16 protein-coding genes are annotated in these 19,561 nt (G+C 73.5%); 9 read left to right on the forward strand and 7 right to left on the reverse strand.

The annotated features are described in order from the left end of the window. Nucleotides 1–12: 12 nt before the first annotated feature. The 3 genes from ACIF8T_RS14365 to ACIF8T_RS14375 form a co-directional block, all read right to left on the reverse strand. Nucleotides 13–3,456, reverse strand: a complete 3,444-nt coding sequence (locus ACIF8T_RS14365; RefSeq protein WP_400034747.1) for an amino acid adenylation domain-containing protein — start codon at nt 3,454–3,456, stop codon at nt 13–15. Nucleotides 3,457–3,519: 63 nt separating this feature from the next. Next, nucleotides 3,520–5,181, reverse strand: a complete 1,662-nt coding sequence (locus ACIF8T_RS14370) for a condensation domain-containing protein (RefSeq protein WP_400034749.1) — start codon at nt 5,179–5,181, stop codon at nt 3,520–3,522. A gap of 9 nt (nt 5,182–5,190) precedes the next feature. Continuing rightward, nucleotides 5,191–6,288: a cytochrome P450 gene (locus ACIF8T_RS14375; RefSeq protein ID WP_400034751.1), complete on the reverse strand. Its 1,098-nt coding sequence runs from the start codon at nt 6,286–6,288 to the stop codon at nt 5,191–5,193. Nucleotides 6,289–6,841: 553 nt separating this feature from the next. Between ACIF8T_RS14375 and ACIF8T_RS14380 the strand changes: the two genes are divergently transcribed. The 8 genes from ACIF8T_RS14380 (at nt 6,842) to ACIF8T_RS14415 (ending at nt 12,376) form a co-directional block, all read left to right on the forward strand. Then, entirely contained in the window at nt 6,842–7,891 is a 1,050-nt protein-coding gene (locus tag ACIF8T_RS14380; RefSeq protein WP_400034753.1) for an aldo/keto reductase, read from the forward strand. 116 nt (nt 7,892–8,007) lie between these two features. Then, nucleotides 8,008–8,190, forward strand: coding sequence for a hypothetical protein (locus ACIF8T_RS14385; RefSeq protein WP_400034755.1), 183 nt, complete (start codon nt 8,008–8,010; stop codon nt 8,188–8,190). A gap of 50 nt (nt 8,191–8,240) precedes the next feature. Continuing rightward, on the forward strand, nt 8,241–8,720 hold the full coding sequence (locus ACIF8T_RS14390; protein WP_400034757.1) for a hypothetical protein: 480 nt from the start codon (nt 8,241–8,243) through the stop codon (nt 8,718–8,720). A 55-nt stretch (nt 8,721–8,775) separates the two neighbouring features. Then, nucleotides 8,776–9,099 (forward strand): ferredoxin, encoded by a 324-nt coding sequence (gene fdxA, locus ACIF8T_RS14395; RefSeq protein WP_400034759.1) that lies wholly within the window; start codon nt 8,776–8,778, stop codon nt 9,097–9,099. A gap of 15 nt (nt 9,100–9,114) precedes the next feature. After that, entirely contained in the window at nt 9,115–9,891 is a 777-nt protein-coding gene (locus tag ACIF8T_RS14400; protein WP_400034761.1) for a thioesterase II family protein, read from the forward strand. Continuing rightward, on the forward strand, nt 9,888–11,072 hold the full coding sequence (locus ACIF8T_RS14405; RefSeq protein ID WP_400034763.1) for an epoxide hydrolase family protein: 1,185 nt from the start codon (nt 9,888–9,890) through the stop codon (nt 11,070–11,072). Before ACIF8T_RS14400 ends, ACIF8T_RS14405 begins: the two co-directional genes overlap by 4 nt. 77 nt (nt 11,073–11,149) lie before the next feature. Continuing rightward, nucleotides 11,150–11,737 carry a TetR/AcrR family transcriptional regulator gene (locus ACIF8T_RS14410; RefSeq protein ID WP_400034765.1) on the forward strand — a complete coding sequence of 196 codons (588 nt, stop codon included), beginning with the start codon at nt 11,150–11,152 and terminating at the stop codon, nt 11,735–11,737. A 99-nt stretch (nt 11,738–11,836) separates the two neighbouring features. After that, nucleotides 11,837–12,376 (forward strand): hypothetical protein, encoded by a 540-nt coding sequence (locus ACIF8T_RS14415; RefSeq protein ID WP_400034767.1) that lies wholly within the window; start codon nt 11,837–11,839, stop codon nt 12,374–12,376. A gap of 363 nt (nt 12,377–12,739) precedes the next feature. Here ACIF8T_RS14415 and ACIF8T_RS14420 read toward each other — a convergent pair whose 3' ends face one another. From ACIF8T_RS14420 to ACIF8T_RS14435, 4 genes are all read right to left on the reverse strand, one after another. Beyond that, nucleotides 12,740–14,485, reverse strand: a complete 1,746-nt coding sequence (locus tag ACIF8T_RS14420) for a DUF2264 domain-containing protein (protein ID WP_400034769.1) — start codon at nt 14,483–14,485, stop codon at nt 12,740–12,742. A gap of 176 nt (nt 14,486–14,661) precedes the next feature. Further along, nucleotides 14,662–15,705: a rhamnogalacturonan acetylesterase gene (locus ACIF8T_RS14425; protein WP_400034770.1), complete on the reverse strand. Its 1,044-nt coding sequence runs from the start codon at nt 15,703–15,705 to the stop codon at nt 14,662–14,664. A 195-nt stretch (nt 15,706–15,900) separates the two neighbouring features. Then, nucleotides 15,901–17,313, reverse strand: a complete 1,413-nt coding sequence (locus ACIF8T_RS14430) for an RICIN domain-containing protein (RefSeq protein WP_400034772.1) — start codon at nt 17,311–17,313, stop codon at nt 15,901–15,903. Between the two features lies 1 nt (nt 17,314). Then, nucleotides 17,315–18,397, reverse strand: coding sequence for a family 43 glycosylhydrolase (locus tag ACIF8T_RS14435; protein ID WP_400034774.1), 1,083 nt, complete (start codon nt 18,395–18,397; stop codon nt 17,315–17,317). 208 nt (nt 18,398–18,605) lie between these two features. Here ACIF8T_RS14435 and mmuM point away from each other — a divergent pair, with 208 nt between their 5' ends. After that, the gene (gene mmuM / locus ACIF8T_RS14440; RefSeq protein WP_400034776.1) at nt 18,606–19,517 is read left to right on the forward strand and encodes a homocysteine S-methyltransferase; all 912 of its coding nucleotides are present in this window, start codon (nt 18,606–18,608) and stop codon (nt 19,515–19,517) included. The last annotated feature ends 44 nt before the right edge of the window (nt 19,518–19,561 follow it).

Raw genomic sequence — 19,561 nt, forward strand, 5'->3', positions numbered from 1 at the left:
CCGCCTCCCTGTTCACCGGCCGTCCGCCCTTCCGCGTTCCGCCACGAGGTGGTGCACATGGGCGGCGGTGGGCGTGAGCAGGAAGTCACGCAGCCGCAGTGTCAGGCCGAACTCCTGCTTGACCAGTCGGATCAGCTGGACCGCGCCCAGCGACGTGCCGCCCATCGCGAAGAAGTCGGTGTCGGCGTCGACCGGTCCCGCGGTCTTCCCGGGGCGGTTGCCGGTGCGCTCGATGGCCGTGGTGAACAGCTCGGCGATCCTCGTCGCCGGGTCGTCGGCGCTCGGCGGCGCGGCGGGTGCGGCCGGGACGGGAGCCCGCCCCGCAGCGGTGGCCACGGCGGCCAGCGCCTTGCGGTCGACCTTGCCGTTCGCGGTCACGGGGATGCGGTCGACGACCGCCCACAGCGTGGGCACCATGTAGTCGGGCAGCGAGGCGGCCAGATACCTGCGCAGCTCGTCCGTGCCGGGGGTGGCCCCGGGATCCGGCACCACGGCCGCCACGAGCCGCTTCTCGGCGCTGTCGGCCCCGGTGACGACCACCACGCAGTCCTTGACCTGCGGGTGCTCCGTCAGCACGTCGCTGATGGCGCTCAGTTCGATGCGGTAGCCGCGCAGCTTGACCTGGTCGTCGGCGCGGCCGAGGAAGGCGAGCCGGCCCCGGGTGTCGAGGCGTACGACATCGCCGGTGCGGTAGAGCCGCTCGGGCACGTCGGGCGAGAACCGTCCGAAGCGCCGCCGGGTCTCGGCCTCGTCGCCGATGTATCCGTCGGCCAGGCCCTCGCCGCCGGTGTACAGCTCGCCCACGGCGCCGGGCGGAACGAGCCTGGCCCGCTCGTCGAGGACATGGACGTGGGTACCGGGCATCGGGGTGCCGATGGGGAGCGGTCCCGACACGTCCTCGGGGCGGGTGACCGTGTGCGTGGTGGTGAACGTGGTGTTCTCGGTGGGCCCGTAGCCGTTGGTGATCACCAGGTGGGGGTGGCGGGCCAGGGCACTGGCGACATGGTCGTGCGGTACGACGTCACCGCCGGTCAGCAGCTGCTTCAGCGCGCCGAACGAGTCCGGCGCGAACTCCTCGACCAGCCGGAACAGGCCCGCCGTCAGCCAGGCGACGGTCACCTCCCGCTCGACGAGGAAGGCGCCCAGCTCGCTCGGGGAGGGCAGCGAGTCGGCGGGGTAGACCTCGAGCGTGGCGCCGGTGAGGAGCGCGCCCCACAGTTCGAGCGTGGAGGCGTCGAAGGGCAGCGGCGACAGCCGCAGCATCCGCTCGCCGGGGCCGGTGCGCACGTAGTCGGCCTGGTGGACCAGTCGGATGACGGCGCGGTGGGGGACGCTGACGCCCTTGGGCTGCCCGGTGGAGCCGGAGGTGAAGGCGACGTAGGCCCGGCGTCCGTTGTCGGCGGCGGGGCGCTCGGTGCCGTCCGCCGCGTCGGCGGAGTCGGCCCAGGTCGCCTCCCAGGGCGCGACGACCGCCACGTCCCGCAGCGCGGCGTGGTCCGCCTTGTCCGCCGGGACGATCACGGCCGCCGGCGCGGCCTTGCCCACGATCAGTTCGGTGTGGGCGAGAGGCAGAGCGAGGTCCACCCCGACGTAGGCGGCGCCGGCGAAGAGCACGCCGAGGACGGCCACGGCCTCGGCGACGGAGCGCTCCACCCCGACGAGGACGGTGTCACCGTCGCGGACACCCTCCTGCCGCAGCAGCCGGGCCTGCCGTTCGGCCGCCCGGGTCAGCTGCGCGTACGTCAGTTCGACGTCTCCCTCGCGCACCGCGACCGCGTCGGGCGAGCGCCGCGCCACCTGGCGGAACAGCTCGTCCATGGAGGTGGCCGGGAACTCCTCGCGTACCTCGTTGACCGCGGACAGCTGCGCACGGCGCTCGGCGGACAGGCAGCGCACGTCCTCCAGCACCGTGTCCGGGGCGGCCGCCAGCGCCTCGGTGGCGGCGCGGAAGTCGGCGATGAACCCGTCGGCCTCGGTCCGTGTCCACACGGCGGTGGCGTACTCGACATGGCCGGCGAGCGTCGGTTCGGCCTGTCCCACCAGCAGGGTGAGGTCGAACTGGGCGCCGCCGCCGTGCCCTTCCTCGATCCGGACGTCGAGCGCGGAGGTGCCCAGACGCCGGGGAACCAGCTGGTCGTGCATACCGAAGCACACCTGGACCAGCGGGTGGCAGCCCACGCTGCGCTCGATGCCGAGACGGGCGACCAGTTCCTCGAACGGCAGCTGACCCGCGTCGATGCTGAGCGTCAGCGAGTGCTGCACGGAGCGCAGGTAGCCGGCGACCGACGCCGAGTCGTCGATGTCGATCCGTACCGGGACGAGGTTGCCCGCCACTCCGACGAGACCCTCGAGCTCGGAGGTGTCCCGGCCGAGCAGCGGTACGCCGACCAGCAGGCTGCGCGCTCCGGTGGTGCGGCCGAGCGTCAGCGCGAACGCGCCGAGCAGCAGGGCGAACGGGGTGATGCCCAGCGCGCGGGACGTCTCGGTGACGGCGGCGCTGGCCGGGCCGCCGAGGTCGAGGGGCCGGCGGTCGCCCGCCGCGTCCTGCACCGCGGGGCGCTGCCGGTCGGCGGGCAGCTCCAGGACGGTCGGCACGGTGTCCAGGTGCCGGGTCCAGAAGTCGGTCTGCCGGTCCCACAGGCCGCCCGCCCGCTGCTCCTCCTGACGCCGGATGAGGGTGGCGAGGGGGACGCCGGGGCCGAAGCCGGCGGGGGCGCCGCCGGCCAGTTCCTCGTAATGGGCGAGCAGTTCCCTGAAGACCAGGCCCACGGCCCAGCCGTCCAGGACCATGTGATGTGCCGTCAGGACGACGGCCCGGCGTCCCGACGCGTGGGTGAAGTACAGGAAGCGCACGGCGGGCGCGGCCTTCAGGTCGAAGGGGCGCCGCGTGTGTGCCTGCGAGGTGCGGCGCACCTCGTCCTCGAAGCCGGCGGCCTCCCCGGTGCAGACGATGCCGGTGAACTCCGGGGTGTGCTCGTCGAGGACCGTGCGGACGACGGCGCCGGTGGCCTCGTCCTCGGTGAAGACGGTGCGCAGCCCTTCGTTGCGGGCGACGGTGCGGCCGATGGCCTCCCGGAGGACCTCGACGTCCAGGTTCCCCTTCTCGACGAAGGCGGTGAACACCAGGTTGTAGGGGGAGCCGCCGGTGATGCTCTCGATGAGCCACATGCCCCGCTGGGTGCGGGACAGTCCGCTCTCGTGCGCCGCCGCGTCGGCGGCGGGCACGACCTCCTGCGCGGCGGCCTCGACCTCGGCCCCGGCCAGGGCGGCGGCCAGCGGCTCGCCGCCGAGCAGGGCCTTCATCGGGATTCTCACGCCCAGCTGTTCCCGGGCCAGGGCGGCGAGCCGCATCGCGCGCAGCGAGTCGCCGCCGAGCTCGATGAAGGTGCGGGCACCGAAAGCGGCGCTGTCCGCGTCCGTGTCCAGGACCGCAGCAGCAAGGTCGTCAAGCGTCATTGATCAGTCTCTTCCCACGGGTACGAGGAGTGGTCGCGGTCGGCGCGCTACGGGAACCGGGGGTCAGCCGCGGGCGGCGCCGAGGATGCGGTCGCGGGCACTGGACGCGGCGGCGGACGTGGTGGGCCCGGCCGGTGCGGCGAGGAGTCCGGCGTGACCGCGTACGGTTCCCGCGCGGAAGAGGTCCATGGTCCTCAGGGTCTGGCCGGAGGCCTGGCTGAGCCGCTCGACGAGCATGATGAGCAGCAGGGAGTCGCCGCCGGCGTCGAAGAAGCTGACGTCGTCGCCCACCTGGTCGTCGGTCTTGAGGACCTCCTGCCACAGGGAACGGACGAGCTCGATACGGGCCTCGGGCGTGGACAGGTCTACGGCAGCGGACTGGTCGGTCACGGTTTCCTCCGGAGAGTCGACGAGTTGGATGGCACAGCGCTGAAGGTCTGCGAGGAGGGCGGCGACGTCGCCCCGGTCGTACAGGGCCTCGATGAAGTCGGCGGACAGCTCCAGTCGCCGGGAGCCCGACTCCTCGGCCAGGGTGACGAACAGGCCCAGGTCGTACTTCATGTGCAGGGAGGGCAGGGGCTGGATGCGGCCCACCACGTCCTCGGCCAGGTGCAGGTCCGCGGGGACCTCCGCCATGTTCACCAGGACCGCGGACAGCGGCGGCCAGATGACCTCCCGCTCGGGCCGCAGTCCGGTGGCGACGGCGTCGAGCGGCACGTCGGCGTCGACGAAGGCCTCCATGGCGGCGAACCGGGTGGTGCGCAGGAGTTCGCGCCAGGTGGTCGTCCCGTCGAGGGTCACCCGGATCATGGCGGTGTTCATGAACATGCCGATGGCGTCGGCGTGGGCGGGGTCGTCACGGCCGGGCCACCCGAAGGCGAAGAGGAAGTCCCGCTGGTCGCCCGTGCGTGCCAGGGAGGCGGCGAACAGGGCCGTGCCGACCATGAACGGGGTGCAGCCCTCGGCCTCGGCCACCGCCAGCAGGTCCTCGGTGAGGCCGGCGTCGAACCGGAGGGCGGTGCTCGCCCCGGACAGGGAGGGGTCGTCGGTCTGCCGGCGGAAGGGGATCCGCACGTCGACGGGAACACCCGTGAGCCGTTCGAGGACCGCGGGCAGCCGTTCCTCCGTCTCCTCGGGTCCCGCCATGGTGACCACTTCGCTGGGGTGCGGGGGCGTGCTCAGGCGGGGTTCGGCACCGGCGAGGCCGGCCCGGTACACCTCGGCGATCTCCGCCATGAGCAGCGTGCGCGACCAGCCGTCGCAGACGATGTGGTGCACGGTGAACACCAGCAGCGTGGTCCGTGCGTCGACGCGGATCACCTCGGCGCGGGCGGGCGCCTCGTCGGCGAGGTCGAAGGGCGTGTAGCACAGGAGGTCCACGAGCCGGTCCAGCTCCTGCGCGGACCAGCCCTCCGCGGCGGCGTCGAGGAAGCCGGCCTCGGCGGGCGGGGCGTCCGTGCGGTACTCGATCCGCTTGTTCCAGGCGTCGAGCCGGAAGCGGGAGCGCAGCGCGGGATGCCGGCCCAGGACCCGTCGTACGGAGGCCACGAGCAGGTCGTGGTCCACCGGTCCCGAGAACCGCACGATGGTGGGGATCAGGCTCGTGGGGCGCAGATGTTCCACCCGGTCCAGGACCCACAGCCCCTTCTGCGCCGCGTTGGCTTCGTACCACTGGGGTTCCGCGGCCGGCCGGGCGGGCGGGAGCGTGTCTTTCGCCGTTTCCATCGGATCCCCTCAGGAGCGCCGACGCGCGGTGATGGGCACGTGCTTGTAGCCGGACGCGAAGTTGGAGATGAGCCGCTCGGGCTTGCCCGCCGGCTCGAAGTCCTCGTAGCGGGCGAAGAGTTCCTCGAACAGGACGCCGACGGTGATGCGGGCGACGCTGTGCCCGACGCAGTAGTGCGGGCCGATGCCGAAGGCGAGGTGTTTGTTGGGCCTGCGCCGGATGTCGAAGGTCTCGCTGTTCTCGAACACCTCCTCGTCGCGGTTGGCGGAGCCGAGCCAGGCGACGACGGCGTCACCGGCGGCGATGCGCGTACCGCGCACGACCGTGTCCCGGGTGGCGTAGCGCAGGACGTGGTTGACCGGTGAGGCCCAGCGCAGTGCCTCCTCGTAAGCCGTCCCGTTGACCTCGGGGTGGGCCGCCCAGTCCGCCATCACGTCGGTGCCGGTGAACTCGGCGAGGAAGAAGGTGGGGGCGTGCGGGGTGGTGACGTTGGCACCCAGCAGCAGGCTGTAGCAGTTCGCGACGATCTCGCTCGCGGACATGTGCCGGCCCTCGAAGCGGGTGGAGATCAGCACGCTGAGCAGGTCGTCACCGAGGTTGTCGCGCCGGTGGCGCATGAGGTCCTGGAAGTAGCCGAACAGCTCGCGGTGCGCCGCCTGCAGCGTCGCCTCCTTGCCGCCCGGGTCCTGGAACTCCGGGTCGTCGGCGGCGATGCACACGGTGGTCAGCCTGCTCAGCCAGGCCCAGTCCGCCTCCGGCAGCCCCATCATCGTGCCGGTGACCGACATCGGCAGCGCCAGCATGGCCGTGCCGAAGTCGAACGCCTGGCCCGAGCCGAGCGGTTCGAGGAGGTCGACGACCTTCCCCCGGATCGTCTCCCGCTGGCGGTCCACCGCCTTCACGGCGAGGGCCTTCTTCAGCCGGGCCTGCCGTTCGGTGTGCCGGGGCGGGTCCGTGACGGCCAGCTGCTGTCCGCCGGCGGGGTCGTCGGTGCCGAGCAGGTCGAGCAGGGTGCCCCGCTCGGAGGTGAAGGTGGCGGAGTCGCGCAGCACCAGATCGGTGTCGGCGTACTTCACCACGGACCAGAAGCCGCGCTCGTCGTCCACCTGGTGCCAGCTGAGACCGTCCTCCTGACGCAACCGGCGCCAGATCTCGTAGGCGTCTCCGCTGCTGTAGAGGGTGGGGTCGATGAGGTCGGCTGATGCCGTGTCGACTGGGCAGCCGGAGGAACGATTTTCGTGCCTGGAGATGGCCCGACTCCTTTCACGGAAGCATCGCGGTACGGACGGCGGACGGCACAGGCCGGCCCGGGCGTCGGACGGAGAGAAAGCACGCCGCCTGCGCATTCGACAGGGAGCGGGGGCGAGTCGCGAGAATCGAGCGGTCTGCCGCCCGCGACCGACATAGCTGGACCGTATCCCCTGGCCGCCCGCACCGGGCAAGCGGCGACGATCCATGCCCCTCCTACTTAAGGAACTTGCCACTCTGGTTCCGGGGCACCGGCCATGTGCTGAACCCGGCCGCGCCCCCGCGTAAGCTCCCGATCCAGCTCGCACACCCACTTTCCCGGATGCTGCCGCACAACCCGCGAGCTGCACGTTCGCATCCGGAGAAACTCCGGACCATTTCGGCAAGTCGACCTTGCAAGGGAGCATGACCATGCGTTACCGCACGCTCGGCGGGACCGGCATGGAAGTGAGCGCGTACTGCCTCGGCACCATGAATTTCGGCTTCGTCGCGAATTCCGACCACGAATCCTGTATTCGCATCGTCCATACGGCCCTCGACCAGGGGATCAACTTCGTCGACACCGCGGACATGTATGCGGCGGGCGAATCGGAGATCATCGTCGGAAAGGCACTCGAGGGACGCCGCGACGACGTGGTGCTCGCCACGAAGGTGCACTTCCAGATGGGTGAGGGCCGCAATCGCAGCGGCAATTCACGGCGCTGGATCACTCGGGCGGTGGAGGACAGCCTCCGCCGGCTGCGGACCGACTGGATCGACCTCTACCAGGTGCACCGCCCCGACTACTCCACCGATGTGGAGGAGACCCTCGGGGTCCTCACCGACCTCGTCCGCCAGGGAAAGATCCGCGCCTTCGGGTGTTCGTCCTTCCCCGTGGAGGACATCGTCGACTCGCACCACGTGGCCGAGCGCCGCGGCCTGATGCGCTTCCGCACCGAGCAGCCTCCGTACTCGCTGCTCGCCCGCGGCATCGAGGCCGATGTGCTGCCCGCCTGTCAGCGCCACCGGATGGGCGTGCTGACCTGGAGCCCGCTCGCCTTCGGGTTCCTGTCCGGCAAGTACCGCAAGGGCGACGCCATCGACCTCACCCAGGGCCGCCCCGCGGTCGTGCCCGCGCGTTTCGACCCGGCGCTGGCCCAGAACGCGGCGAAGTTCGACGCCCTGGAGCAGTTGATCGACCTCGCCGGCGACATCGGCTGCACGCTGCCCGAACTCGCCCTGGCCTTCGTCACCGCGCACCCCGCCGTCACCTCCGCGATCATCGGCCCGCGCACCTTGGACCACCTCGACGGCATCCTCAAGGGGGCTTCGCTCACCCTCGACGACGCGGTCCTCGACCGGATCGACGAGATCGTCCCGCCGGGAACCGACCTCTACGCCCCCCTCGCCTCCTGGCCGCCGCCGGCCCTCGCGACCCCCGCGCTGCGCCGCCGGCCGCCCGGGGACCGGGCCGCGGCCTGACGCGCCACCGCCCTGCCGCGTTCCGGCCGCCGGCCCGGTACGCCGGCGCCGTCACGTCCCTGCGCCCCTGGGGCGTCCATCCCACCCACACCGACCGAAAGCCGAGGTCATCGCAGATGAGTCAGGACGAGCAGCCGTCCGGCGACCACCCCGCCACGCCCGCGCGCACTCCCCTGGGCCCCGTGGAGACCTTCGAGTCCTCCGCAGGGCGCTCGACGCCGTGCCACCACCACACCTGGGACTACGTCCCGGACGGAGAGAGCTGCTCCTTCACCGATCCCATCTCGCTCGGACTGTGACGCGCGGCGGACCCACGCCACGCCGAACCCCACACCAAGGAGATTCCATCGTGAGCCAGGACGAACTCTTGGCGCGCTTGGAGACGGCCGTGGTCGACGCGTACTCCCTGTACCGCATCGCCCTGGGGCACACCCCACGCGGATCCGTCCTGCGAGACGCGGCCCTGACCGGCGACATCCGCCTGGTCGTGCCCGCGTTCAGCTTCGGCGTCGCCTGCGCCATGCGTACCTGCTGGGACGAGGAGTGCGACGAGCGGCACCCGCCCGGCGCCGGGGCGGCGATCCGCCGGTTCCTCGGCGGCCACGGCGTCGAGGCCGCCGAACCCACGCCGGAGGCGACGGTGGCGGCCGGGCAGTTGTACGCGGACTGCGCCCAGCACCGCGTCACGGGCGCCGAGGTCCTCGCCGCCTGCCACACGGTGGTGCTGGCCGGCGACCGCGGGACGCCTCTGGTCTCGGCGGCCCGGGCGTCGTACTGCTACCTGCCGCTGGCCGACCGACGGCCGAGCCTCCGCATCGACTACGTCTGACCCGGTCACCCGCCCCGGTCCGACCCGCCACCACTGAACGGGAGAAGCAACCCCCATGTCGTACGTGATCGCGCAGCCCTGCGTCGACGTCAAGGACAAGGCCTGTCTCGAGGAGTGCCCCGTCGACTGCATCTACGAGGGCGAGCGCGCGCTCTACATCCAGCCCGACGAATGCGTCGACTGCGGCGCCTGCGAGCCGGTGTGCCCCGTGGAGGCCATCTTCTACGAGGACGACGTCCCCGCGGAGTGGCAGGTCTACGTCCAGGCCAACGCGGAGTTCTTCAGCGAGCTCGGATCGCCCGGCGGCGCCTCGAAGCTGGGTCTGATCGAGCACGACCACGCCCTGGTCGCCGCGCGGCCCCAGCAGACCCCGGCCTGAGAGGAAATCGCGAGCATGACTGTCCCGTCCCCCTGGCTCAAGCGCATCGGAGGGCCCGCCCGGGCCGAGGGCGACACGCCCGAGCTGGTGTGCTTCCCGCACTCCGGCGGCGCCGCGAGCTGGTACCGGCCCCTCGCCGCCGAGCTCGGCGACGACGTCCTGACCGTCGCGGTGCAGTACCCGGGCCGGCAGGAACGCCACGACGAGCCGGCCATCACCGATCTGCACGAGCTGGCCGACCGCACCGCCGAGGCGCTCGGCACCGCCGGCACCGGCGTGCCGCGGATCTTCTTCGGCCACAGCATGGGCGCCATCCTCGCCTACGAGGTCGCCCGACGGCTCGGCGAGCGGGGCCCGGCCGCGCTGCTCGCCTCGGGCCGCCCCGCCCCCGACCGCGTCCGGCTGACCACCTCGTACCTCCTCGACGACGCGGCACTGGTCGAGCAGATCTCCTGGCTCGGCGGCACCACGAAGGAACTGCTCGACGACCCCGAGATGCGCTCGCTCCTGCTGCCGGTCATCCGCAGCGACTACCGGGCGAGCGAGACCTACCGCCCCCGCCCGGGCAGCGGTCCGCTGGACTGTCCCCTGATCGCGCTGGGCGGCGACGCGGACCCCGTCGCGCAGCTCGACGACGTCCGGGCCTGGTCCCGCCACACGACCGGCCCGTTCCGCCTGGAGCTGCTGCCGGGCGGCCACTTCTACCTGCTGGACCACTGGGCGGCCGTCGCCGGCCTCGTACGGACCTGCATTCGACCGCTGACGGCGGTGCCTGGGATCCTGCCCGGATGAGCGACACGAACTCCCCGAGCCGGCGCGTCGAGCCGTTCCGCCTGGACATCGCGGAAGCCGATCTGGACGATCTGCGCCGGCGCCTGGACGGCACCCGCTGGCCCGACGAGCTGCCCGGCGCGGGCTGGGACTACGGGGTGCCGCTCGCGCATCTCCAGGAGCTCACCCGGTACTGGCGGCACGACTACGACTGGCGTGCCGCCGAGGCCCGGCTCAACGAGTGGCCGCAGTACACCACCGTGATCGACGGCGCCCGCGTCCACTTCGCGCACATCCGCTCTCCCGAACCCGACGCCACGCCCCTGCTGATGACCCACGGCTGGCCCGGCTCCCTGGTCGAGTTCACCTACGTCGCCGGACCCCTCACCGATCCGGCGCGATACGGCGGGGACCCCGCCGACGCCTTCCACCTGGTGCTGCCGAGCATTCCGGGCTTCGGCCTGTCGGGTCCCACCCGTGAGCGCGGCTGGGAACCGCGCAGGGTGACCGCGGCCTTCGCCGAACTCATGCGCCGGCTCGGCCACGCACGCTACGGGGTGCAGGGCGGGGACTGGGGCGCCGCGATCTCCCGCGAGCTCGGCCGTACGCGCCCCGAGGTGATCGGCGTCCACCTGAACCTCCTGCCCAACGGCTACATGGCGCACGAACCCGGCGACCTCTCCGGACTCCCCCCGCAGGAGGCCGAGAACACCCGCCGGTCCTGGGCCCGCTTCCAGTCCTGGGTACGCGACCGGCAGGGCTACGCGGACATCCAGTCCACCCGGCCGCAGACCCTGGCGTACGGCCTGACCGACTCGCCGGTCGGCCAGCTCGCATGGATCGCGGAGAAGTTCCACGAGTGGGCCGAACACACCGTGGACCGTGACCTCCTGCTCACCAACGTCATGCTGTACTGGCTGACCGCCACCGCCGGCTCCTCCGCGCGCATCTACTACGAGCGCGCGCACGCGGACTACTGGGGCGCCCCGCCCGAGCCCTCCACGGCACCGACCGCCGTCGCCCACTTCCCCCACGACAACTTCGTCCTCCTCAAGCACGTCGCGCAGGAGACGAACAACGTCGTCCAGTGGACGGACCACGACCGCGGTGGCCATTTCCCCGCGTTGGAGGAGCCGGACCTGCTCGTCGACGACATCCGGAGGTTCTTCCGCACCCTGCGCCCCGGAGCGGACGGCAGCTGAGCGTCAGTGCCGCAACGGTGCCCGCCGTGGCGGTACTAGGCTGCTCCCACCCGTCCCAGGTTCACGGAGGAGCCGTCATGCCGCGCGCCGGCCTCACCGCCGACCGTCTCGTCGCGGCCGCCGCCGACCTCGCCGACGAGGCCGGGTTCGAGAACGTCACCCTGTCGGCGCTGGCGCGCCGCTTCGGCGTGAAGGACGCGAGTCTGTACGCGCACGTCCGCGGCCTGCGGGACCTGCGCACGCGGGTGGCGCTGCTCGCCGGCGGGGAGCTGGTGGAGCGGATCGCGGCGGCGGTCGCCGGGCGGTCCGGGAAGGACGCGCTGGCCGCCTTCGCCGGCGCCTACCGGGAGTACGCGCTCACCCGGCCCGGGCGGTACGCGGCGACCCAGATCCGCATCGACCCGGAGCTCGCCGCCGGTTCCGCCGTCCTGCGCCGCACCACCGAGGTCACCCACGGCATGCTCCGGGCCTACGGCCTCCGGGAGCCCGACCTCACCGACGCCGTACGGCTGTTGCGCAGCACCTTCCACGGCTACTGCGCCCTGGAGGCCGCGGGCGGCTTCCAGGCCCCCCGCGACGTGCGTGTCTCCTGGGACAAGGCGATCGACGCCCTGCACATCGCGCTGGTCAACTGGCCGCGCGAGCCGGGCGACGGGCGGGCCTGACCCCCGGCCGGTCACCACGCCGGGGCCCGGTTCGCCCGGCGGCGGGCCGGGTACCCGGCGGGACGTCGAGATCCTCAACTGCCCGCCACGGGGGTGGACATGGACAGCGGAAAGGGAAACGGCGGCGACCGCCCGGAGCGGCGCCCCCAGGACAGCTTATGGGCCATCGGCCTGCTCGCCCTGGCCGTCGGATTCGTGCTGCGGCTGGCCTTCGACGGCATGTCGGCGTGGCCGTACGCCGCCGTGAGCGCCGTGTTCTTCGCCGGCTGGACGGTGTGGCTGGTGCGCCGCCGGCGCCGGCACGACGCCTCGGCCGCGGGGACGGAGCCGGACGACGTCCCGGCCATGGAACGGCAGGTCCTCAAGGGCGAGCCGCCGCCGCGGGACCCGGAGCGGCGGCGGGCGATGGCGGCCTTCGTCGCCTCGCGGCAGGAGCGGCTGCGCCGCGGCCGCTGGTGGGCGCTGCCCCTGCTGGCCGTCCTCTTCTTCGGCATGTCGGCCCTGTGGTTCGCGGCCGGTTCCGTCACCGCGGGCGGCCTGACCCTGGTCCTGGCGGTGGTGTTCATGACCTGGATGACCTGGTGGAGCCGCCGTTACGACCACCGGCTGACCCTGATGCGGCGCCGGCTGCAGAGCTGAGCCGCGGCCGGCGCGAGCGGGTTCCGTCCGGCGGCCGGACGGGGACCGCTCGCGCCGGCCCGGCCCGGCATCCGGCCGCGGCCCGCTCCCCCACCGCCCCGGTCCGGCCTCCCGCGGCACCGGCCCCTCACCCGGTCTCCCGCGACATCGAACTCCTCACCCGGCGTTCCCGGCCCTGGGCCCTGGGCTCCCGGCTTCTGGTCCCCAAGCCCTGGCTCCCGGCTCCTGGCTCCCTGCTCCCTGCTTCCGGCTCCCGGCTCCCGGCTCCCGGCTCCCGGCTCCCGGCTCCCGGCTCCCGGCCAGCCTCGTGCCGACCCCCTCACCCACCGTCCCGGCCCCCAGCCCACCACCGCGCCGGCCCGCTCACCCGGCCTCCCCGTCCCCGGCCCGGTCCCGTGCCGTCCCAGGGCCGGGCGTGTCCCCGCCCCGCACCTCCGCCTCGCCGTCGCCGAGCCGCACCCGCAGCGTGGGCCCGCCGTGCCAGGACACCTCCAGCTCGCCCGGACCCGCGACCCGGACCCGTGCCGCCTCCTCCAGCGGGGCCGGGTCCGGGTCCGCGGTGAGCCGGGCCAGGACGACGAAGAGGCCGTCGCCGCCCTCGCCGGTGACCCCGGTCGGCCCGGCGTCGAGCCCGGCGGAGGGGAGCAGTTCGGCGCGGACGCCCTCCCCGGCCGCCCACCCGGTCACCCGCACCGGCGTCCCCGGAGCCGCTCCGGACACGAGGTGGGCCCGTACCTCCGCGGCCCCGTGCGCCAGCACCGCGCTGGTCACCCGCGCTCCCCCGCCCGCCGTGTGCCACGAGGCGGCCCAGCCGTCGCCCACGCCCAGCGGGACGATCCGCGTACGGCTCGCGTCGCCGCCGACGATCACGCTGTTGTCGCAGGACGGGGAGGGCCGCGTCGCCGTCGAGTACGCGAGCCGCGTGTAGTAGGGGTCGTAGCGCACGTCCTCGCTGCCGTGGTTGTGCAGGCGGACCAGGCCGTCCGAACGGGTCGACTGCAGCAGCCAGTTGGGCGCCGCGACCGGGGTGACCGCGTCGGCGCGCTCCGCCGGGCCCGGTTCCTCGGGCGCCGTCCACACCGGGTGGTCCGGCGGCAGGAGCAGGCCGAGGAACCCCTTGCTCGCCCAGTACGGGGAGGCGGGCCCCGAATACGCCTGAAGCACCGTCTCGTCGGGGCCGTGCCAGCCGAGTGTCAGCAGGCCGCGGTCGTCGACCGCGCCCCGGTCGAGGAAGTGCCTCAGCGCCCCGGAGGCCAGCCGGCGGGTCTCCCCCGGCGGGAGGGGCGTGTGGCCGGTCAGCGCGCCGAGCCACAGCGGGGCCGCCGTCGCGAAGCGGTACGTCAGCGAACGGCCCTGGTGGAGCGGGGCCCCGTCGCCGCCGAACAGGCGGGCGTAGTCGGCGAGGTGGGCCGACAGCCGCGTGCCGTACCGGGACAGCAGCTCCCCGTCGCCCGCCAGCCACGCGTGCAGCACCGGGTACAGGTGCATCGCCCAGCCGTTGTAGTAGTCGAACTTGCGCCCGTCGCCGTCCGTGTACCAGCCGTCGCCCACGTACCACCGCTCGATGCGTTCCAGACCGCGGTCGACCGCCGCCCGGGAGGCGTCGGGCTCGTGGCCGACCTCGGCCAGGAAGCCGCCGACCGTGACCGGGAACAACTCCCAGTTGCAGGGCCAGGGTTCGGCGGTGAGCGCGTCGCCGAGCCAGGCCGCCGCGCGCTGCCGCACGCCGTCGTCCAGGCGGTCCCACAGCAGCTCCCGCGTCAGCCGCAGCGCGAGGGCGACCGACGCCGCCTCCACCAGGGGCTGGCTCCGGTCCGCGACGCGCGGCCAGACGCCGGACACCCCGGCCGCGAGGCCGTCCGCGTACCGCTCCAGGGCGGTGCCCTCCCGGCGGAAGGCCGCCAGCAGCAGGGTGCGGGCGTAGCCCTCCAGGCCGTCGGAGAGCCGGCCGGACCGGCTCACCCGCCCGCCGGGCAGGTGGTACAGCGCGCGGTCCTCGGTGGCGTACGGCTCGACGGCGGCGAGCAGCGCGTCGGCGGCCGCCTCCCAGTGGGCCCGGGTGAAGCCGGTGCGGGGGCTGCGGGCGCGGTCGTCGGGGGGCAGACGCATCAGCGGCGGTCTCCTTCGGGCGGGGCCCGGTGACGGGCGGCGGTCGGTGCGGAACCGGGGCGCCCCGGTTCCGGCCGGGGCACCCGGGGGTTCGTCCCTGTCAGGGGTTCATACCTGTCGGGAATTCATGCCGGTCGGGGTTTCATCCCTGTCCGGGGTTCATCCCTGTAGGAGGTTCATCCCGTCCGCACCTTGCCCTCCGGCACCAGGCCCTGGGCGACGAGCGCGTCGCGGACCAGGCCCGCGTAGACCGTGGCGCCGTGCACGGAGGTGTGCGTGTTGTCCCGCTTCTCGTCGGTGAGGTAGAGCGCCTTGGAGCCCGCCACGCCGAGCGACTCCACGAGTTCCTTCGTGGCGGCCGTCAGGTCGATCAGCGGGACGTCCCCGGCGGCCGCGACGGAGCGGACGACGGCCGGGTGGTCCACGCCCAGGCCGTTGACCAGCAGGGCGGTGCCGTTGTTCAGGGTCCCGTCGGCGTTGAACCAGCGCCGCACGACCGGGGTGACGAGGACCGGCCGGCCGCCCCTGTCCCGGACGCCGGCCACCAGCGCCTCCAGGTTGGCGCGGTAGGTCGCCTCGTCGGTCGTCTTGTCGTTGTGGGCGAGCTGGACGAGGACCAGGTCGCCGGGGCGGATCCGCTGCTGGACCGTCGCCCACAGCAGCGGGTTCTCCCGGTAGGTGACCGTGGACTCGCCGGAGTCGGCGTGGTTGGCGACCGACAGGCCCTTGCGGAGGTACCGCGGCAGCTGCTGGCCCCAGCCGGCGTACGGGGCGCCGGGCTGGTCGCAGACGGTGGAGTCGCCGACCAGGAGGATCCGGCGGGCGTGGCGCGCGGGGGTCACCCTGATGCCGGCCAGCGCGGGGGCCGCGCCGCCGAGGGTCAGGTCGAGGCCGGGCGTGCCCTCGGGACCGGTGGGCTCGCCCTCGGGGGTGCGGACGTCCACGGTGAAGCTGCGGGCGGTCCGTTCGCCGGCCGGGACGGCCGTCTCGCCCAGCAGCGAGCGGCGGGTCTCCCCGCCGATGCTCGTGCTGGACGCGGCGTCGCCGCCGAGCAGGACCGTCACGTCGTACGTGCCGGGCGGGACGTCGAAGTGGCAGGCGGTGGCGGTGCAGTTCTCCGGGCCCGCCGCCGGACGGCCCGGGTGGGCCTGGGCGGGCACGGCGGTGAGGCCGGTGCTCAGGGCGACCGCCGCCAGCAGGGCGGGGGTGAAACGTCTCATACGGCTCCTCCGGCGGGACGACGTGGCCTGGCGGACGGACCGTACCGCGTATGGCAAGCGCTTTCTAGCCCTCGGGCCGTCGCCATGGGACAGGCGCCCTCCTGCCGTGCCGGTCCTTCCGTCGAATCGGTTCAACGGTCGTCGGCCCGGACGTGCGGCCCCCTTGCGGTCGGCCGGCCCGCCCGGGCCGGGGCCTCATGTCCCGCGGTTCCACTGCTGGTTGGTGCCTCCGTTGCAGGGGTGGGTGATGACGGCGGCGGAGTCGGCGGTGGACGCGCCGTTCACGTCCAGGCACTCGCCGGTGGCGCGGGAGCGGACGGTCACGAAGGAGCCGGTGGCGGTCAGCGACCACTGCTGGCCGGCCGCCGAGGCGTCGCAGGCCTCCTGGGTGACCGTGGTCGCGTTCTCCTGGAGGCACAGGGAGCTGTGCCGGGTCACCAGCTGGTGGTGGCCGCCGCCGACGGCCCTGGACCAGTACCGCTGGTTCGCGCCGCCGTTGCAGCCGTACTGCTTGACCTGGGCGCCGGGCCACTGCGACTGGCCGGTGACGTCCGCGCACCTGCCGCTGTGCCGGGCGATGAGGGTGGTGTACGCGGCGCTGGTGCCGGTGACGGTCCCGGCGGCCGTGTCGACCGTGACCTCCGGGGACCAGGACATCGCCATCGACGTGGCGCTGGGGAAGGTCAGCGGCAGCCAGACGTAGCGCGAGTCGTTGACCGTCCCGCCGAAGGAGTTGCCCCAGCGGTCGCCCAGGTAGAGGTACGAGGTGCCCGAGGTGCCCTGCACCGGCAGGACGTACGCGGTCTGCGAGCCGTAGGCGGTGGCGTCGCCGACGGCGCGCATCGCCGACCAGGGGCCGGCGAGGCTGGTGGCGGTGGCGTACTGCTGCTGGTTGGGGCTCCAGCCGGTGGCGCCCGACGTCAGCATGAAGTACACGCCGTTGCGCTTGAACAGGGCGGGGGCCTCGCGGTGGCCGCCGGGCCAGGGGTTGGCGACCAGGGCGGCGACGCCCGTGTGGTCGGCGGTCAGCCGGTAGATGTGCAGGTCGTAGTTCTCCCGGGCGGCGGACACCAGGTAGCCGGTGCCGTCGGTGTCGGTGAACACCGTGAGGTCGCGGGACATGTGCTGCCCGAGCGGGCGGAAGCTGCCGCGCCAGGTGTAGTCGCCGTCGACGGTGCCGGAGACGGCGACGGCGGCGCGGGCCTCGCTGTAGTCGGTGCCGTTCTCCTTGTGCATCCACATGACGAACGTGCCGGTGGACGCGTTGTACATGACCTTGGGCCGCTCGATGTTGGCGGTGGCCAGCTCCGGGTCGCTCGCCTCGGTCAGGACGTGGCGGCGGAACTCCCAGTTCCTCAGGTCGGTGGAGCGGTAGGCGGCCACGGACCGGAAGGTGTTGTCGGCGTTGCGGTGTTCGCCGAACCAGTAGTAGTACGCGCCGACCTTGAGGACGCCGCCGCCGTGGGCGTGCACGGGGTTGCCCGACGTGTCCCGGAACTGGGTGCCGTTGAGCAGCGTCTGCGGTGCGGCGCCCGCCGGGGCCGCGGTCGCCAGGGCGCCGGCGAGCGCGCAGCACAGCACGAGGAGGAGCGCGTACGCGCGCCTCACGTCACATCCCCCGCGCCGCGGTGTCGGCGACGGGGACGCCGAAGTCCGGGGTGCCGTCCGGCTTCCAGCCGAGCTTCTGGACGCGGGTGTGGCGGTTGGGGTCGTCCAGCGGGTCGCCGGTGATCTCCTTGTACGGGCGGGCGTGGTAGACGAGGACGTCGGTGCGGCCGTCCTCGGCGACGGTGAAGCAGTTGTGGCCGGGGCCGTACTGCCCGGTCGCCTCGCTGCTGGTGAACACCGGCACCGGGGACTTGGCCCAGCTCGCCGGGTCCATCAGGTCGCCGTCCTCCCGGGCGGTCAGCAGGCCCATGCAGTAGTGGTGGTCGGTGGCGCTGGCCGAGTACGTCAGGAAGACGCGGCCGTTGCGCCGCAGGACGTACGGGCCCTCGTTGACCTTGAAGCCGACGCACTCCCAGTCGTACTCCGGGGTGGAGAGCCGGATCTGAGGACCCGTGAGGGTCCAGGGGTTCGCCATCTCCGACAGCCACAGGGCGGTGTTGTTGTCCATGCCGGGCTCGTGCTGCGCCCAGCACAGGTAGCGGGTGCCGCGGTGGGTGAAGGTGGTGGCGTCCAGCGAGAACGTCTCCCAGGCGGTCTTGACCTGGCCCTTCTCCACCCAGGTGCCCCGCAGGGGGTCGGGGTGGGCGTTCTCCAGCACCCAGATGCGGATCGCCCACACGTCCTCGGCGGGCGCCGCGGCGAAGTAGACGTACCACTTGCCGCCGATGCGGTGGAGTTCCGGCGCCCAGATGTGCGCGCCCATGGCGCCGGTGGGGTGCGCCCGCCAGATGACGGACTCGGGGGCGCCGGCCAGGCCGTTCAGGGTGCGGGAGCGGCGCAGCACGAGGCGGTCGTACTCGGGGACGGTGGCGGTGAAGTAGTAGAAGCCGTCGGTGTGGCGGTGGACGTGCGGGTCGGCACGGTTGCGGACGAGCGGGTTCACGTAGGGGGCTGCCTTCGGGGATGCGGCGGGGGCGGCGGCTTCGGCGACGCCGGGTACGGCGGCGAGGACGCCGGCGGCCGCGGCGCCCTTCAGCAGCGTGCGTCGGCCGGGGACTCGGGGCAGTTCGTGCTCGCGGCTCATGCGGCCTGCCTCTCGGGGCGGGGACTCGGCGACTCGTTCGAGATACCGGACTGCATCTGTGATTACGAACGGCTGAAAGGTAAGCGGGTGCCCGGGGAAGGTCAACGGGTACGACAGGACAAAGAGTCGGGGGTTCCCGGCGGCTGCCCGGCGCCCGCGGGAGGAGGCGCCGGAGCGGGACGCCGGCGGCTCGACTACCGTCGGCGTCATGACCGGCACCACCTCCTTCGCCGACGCCCTCGCCGCCGGCACCCTCGTCCTCGACGGCGGCATGTCCAACCAGCTGGAGGCGGCCGGGCACGACCTGGGCGACGCGCTGTGGTCGGCACGGCTGCTCGCCGAACGGCCCGAAGCGGTCACCGAGGCGCACCTCGCCTACTTCGCGGCGGGCGCGGACGTGGCGATCACCGCCAGCTACCAGGCCACCTTCGAGGGCTTCGCCCGGCGCGGGACCGGCCGTGAGCGGACGGCCGAGCTGCTGGCGCTGAGCGTGGCGGCGGCGCGCGAGGCGGCCCGCCGGGCCCGGGTCACGCGGCCGCTGTGGGTGGCGGCCTCGGTCGGCCCGTACGGGGCGATGCTCGCGGACGGCTCCGAGTACCGGGGCCGCTACGGGCTCACCGTCGACGAGCTGGAACGCTTCCACCGGCCCCGCATGGAGGTCCTGGCCGCCGCCCGTCCCGACGTCCTCGCCCTGGAGACGGTCCCCGACGCCGACGAGGCCGCGGCGCTGCTGCGGGCCGTGCGCGGGCTGGGCGTGCCGGCCTGGCTCTCGTACACGGTCGACGGCCGCCGCACCCGCGCCGGCCAGCCCCTGGAGGAGGCCTTCGGCAAGGCGGCCGACGTGGACGAGGTGGTCGCGGTCGGCGTCAACTGCTGCGCGCCCGAGGACGTGGCGGACGCGGTGGGGATCGCCGCGCGCGTCACCGGGAAGCCCGTCGTCGTGTACCCCAACAGCGGCGAGTCCTGGGACGCCCGGGCCCGGGCCTGGGACGGCCGCGCCACCTTCGACGCCGGGCGGGTGCGCGGCTGGCGGGCGGCCGGGGCACGGCTGATCGGCGGGTGCTGCCGGGTGGGACCGACGGAGATCGCACGGATCGCGCGGACGCTGGGGGCGCAGTAGCGCGGGGCGGGCGGTACGGAACCGGGCAACCGGCATGGGGCGGC

Origin of the sequence: Streptomyces sp. NPDC085946 (assembly GCF_044540485.1) — a bacterium.
GTDB lineage: Bacteria > Actinomycetota > Actinomycetes > Streptomycetales > Streptomycetaceae > Streptomyces.

Bases quoted from the DNA above. Each gene is read 5' to 3' on its own strand.
- ACIF8T_RS14365 (WP_400034747.1), bottom strand. From the start codon at position 3,456: ATGACGCTTGACGACCTTGCTGCTGCGGTCCTGGACACGGACGCGGAC.
- ACIF8T_RS14370 (WP_400034749.1), bottom strand. From the start codon at position 5,181: ATGGAAACGGCGAAAGACACGCTCCCGCCCGCCCGGCCGGCCGCGGAA.
- ACIF8T_RS14380 (WP_400034753.1), top strand. From the start codon at position 6,842: ATGCGTTACCGCACGCTCGGCGGGACCGGCATGGAAGTGAGCGCGTAC.
- ACIF8T_RS14385 (WP_400034755.1), top strand. From the start codon at position 8,008: ATGAGTCAGGACGAGCAGCCGTCCGGCGACCACCCCGCCACGCCCGCG.
- fdxA (WP_400034759.1), top strand. From the start codon at position 8,776: ATGTCGTACGTGATCGCGCAGCCCTGCGTCGACGTCAAGGACAAGGCC.
- ACIF8T_RS14400 (WP_400034761.1), top strand. From the start codon at position 9,115: ATGACTGTCCCGTCCCCCTGGCTCAAGCGCATCGGAGGGCCCGCCCGG.
- ACIF8T_RS14405 (WP_400034763.1), top strand. From the start codon at position 9,888: ATGAGCGACACGAACTCCCCGAGCCGGCGCGTCGAGCCGTTCCGCCTG.
- ACIF8T_RS14410 (WP_400034765.1), top strand. From the start codon at position 11,150: ATGCCGCGCGCCGGCCTCACCGCCGACCGTCTCGTCGCGGCCGCCGCC.
- ACIF8T_RS14415 (WP_400034767.1), top strand. From the start codon at position 11,837: ATGGACAGCGGAAAGGGAAACGGCGGCGACCGCCCGGAGCGGCGCCCC.
- ACIF8T_RS14420 (WP_400034769.1), bottom strand. From the start codon at position 14,485: ATGCGTCTGCCCCCCGACGACCGCGCCCGCAGCCCCCGCACCGGCTTC.
- ACIF8T_RS14425 (WP_400034770.1), bottom strand. From the start codon at position 15,705: ATGAGACGTTTCACCCCCGCCCTGCTGGCGGCGGTCGCCCTGAGCACC.
- ACIF8T_RS14435 (WP_400034774.1), bottom strand. From the start codon at position 18,397: ATGAGCCGCGAGCACGAACTGCCCCGAGTCCCCGGCCGACGCACGCTG.
- mmuM (WP_400034776.1), top strand. From the start codon at position 18,606: ATGACCGGCACCACCTCCTTCGCCGACGCCCTCGCCGCCGGCACCCTC.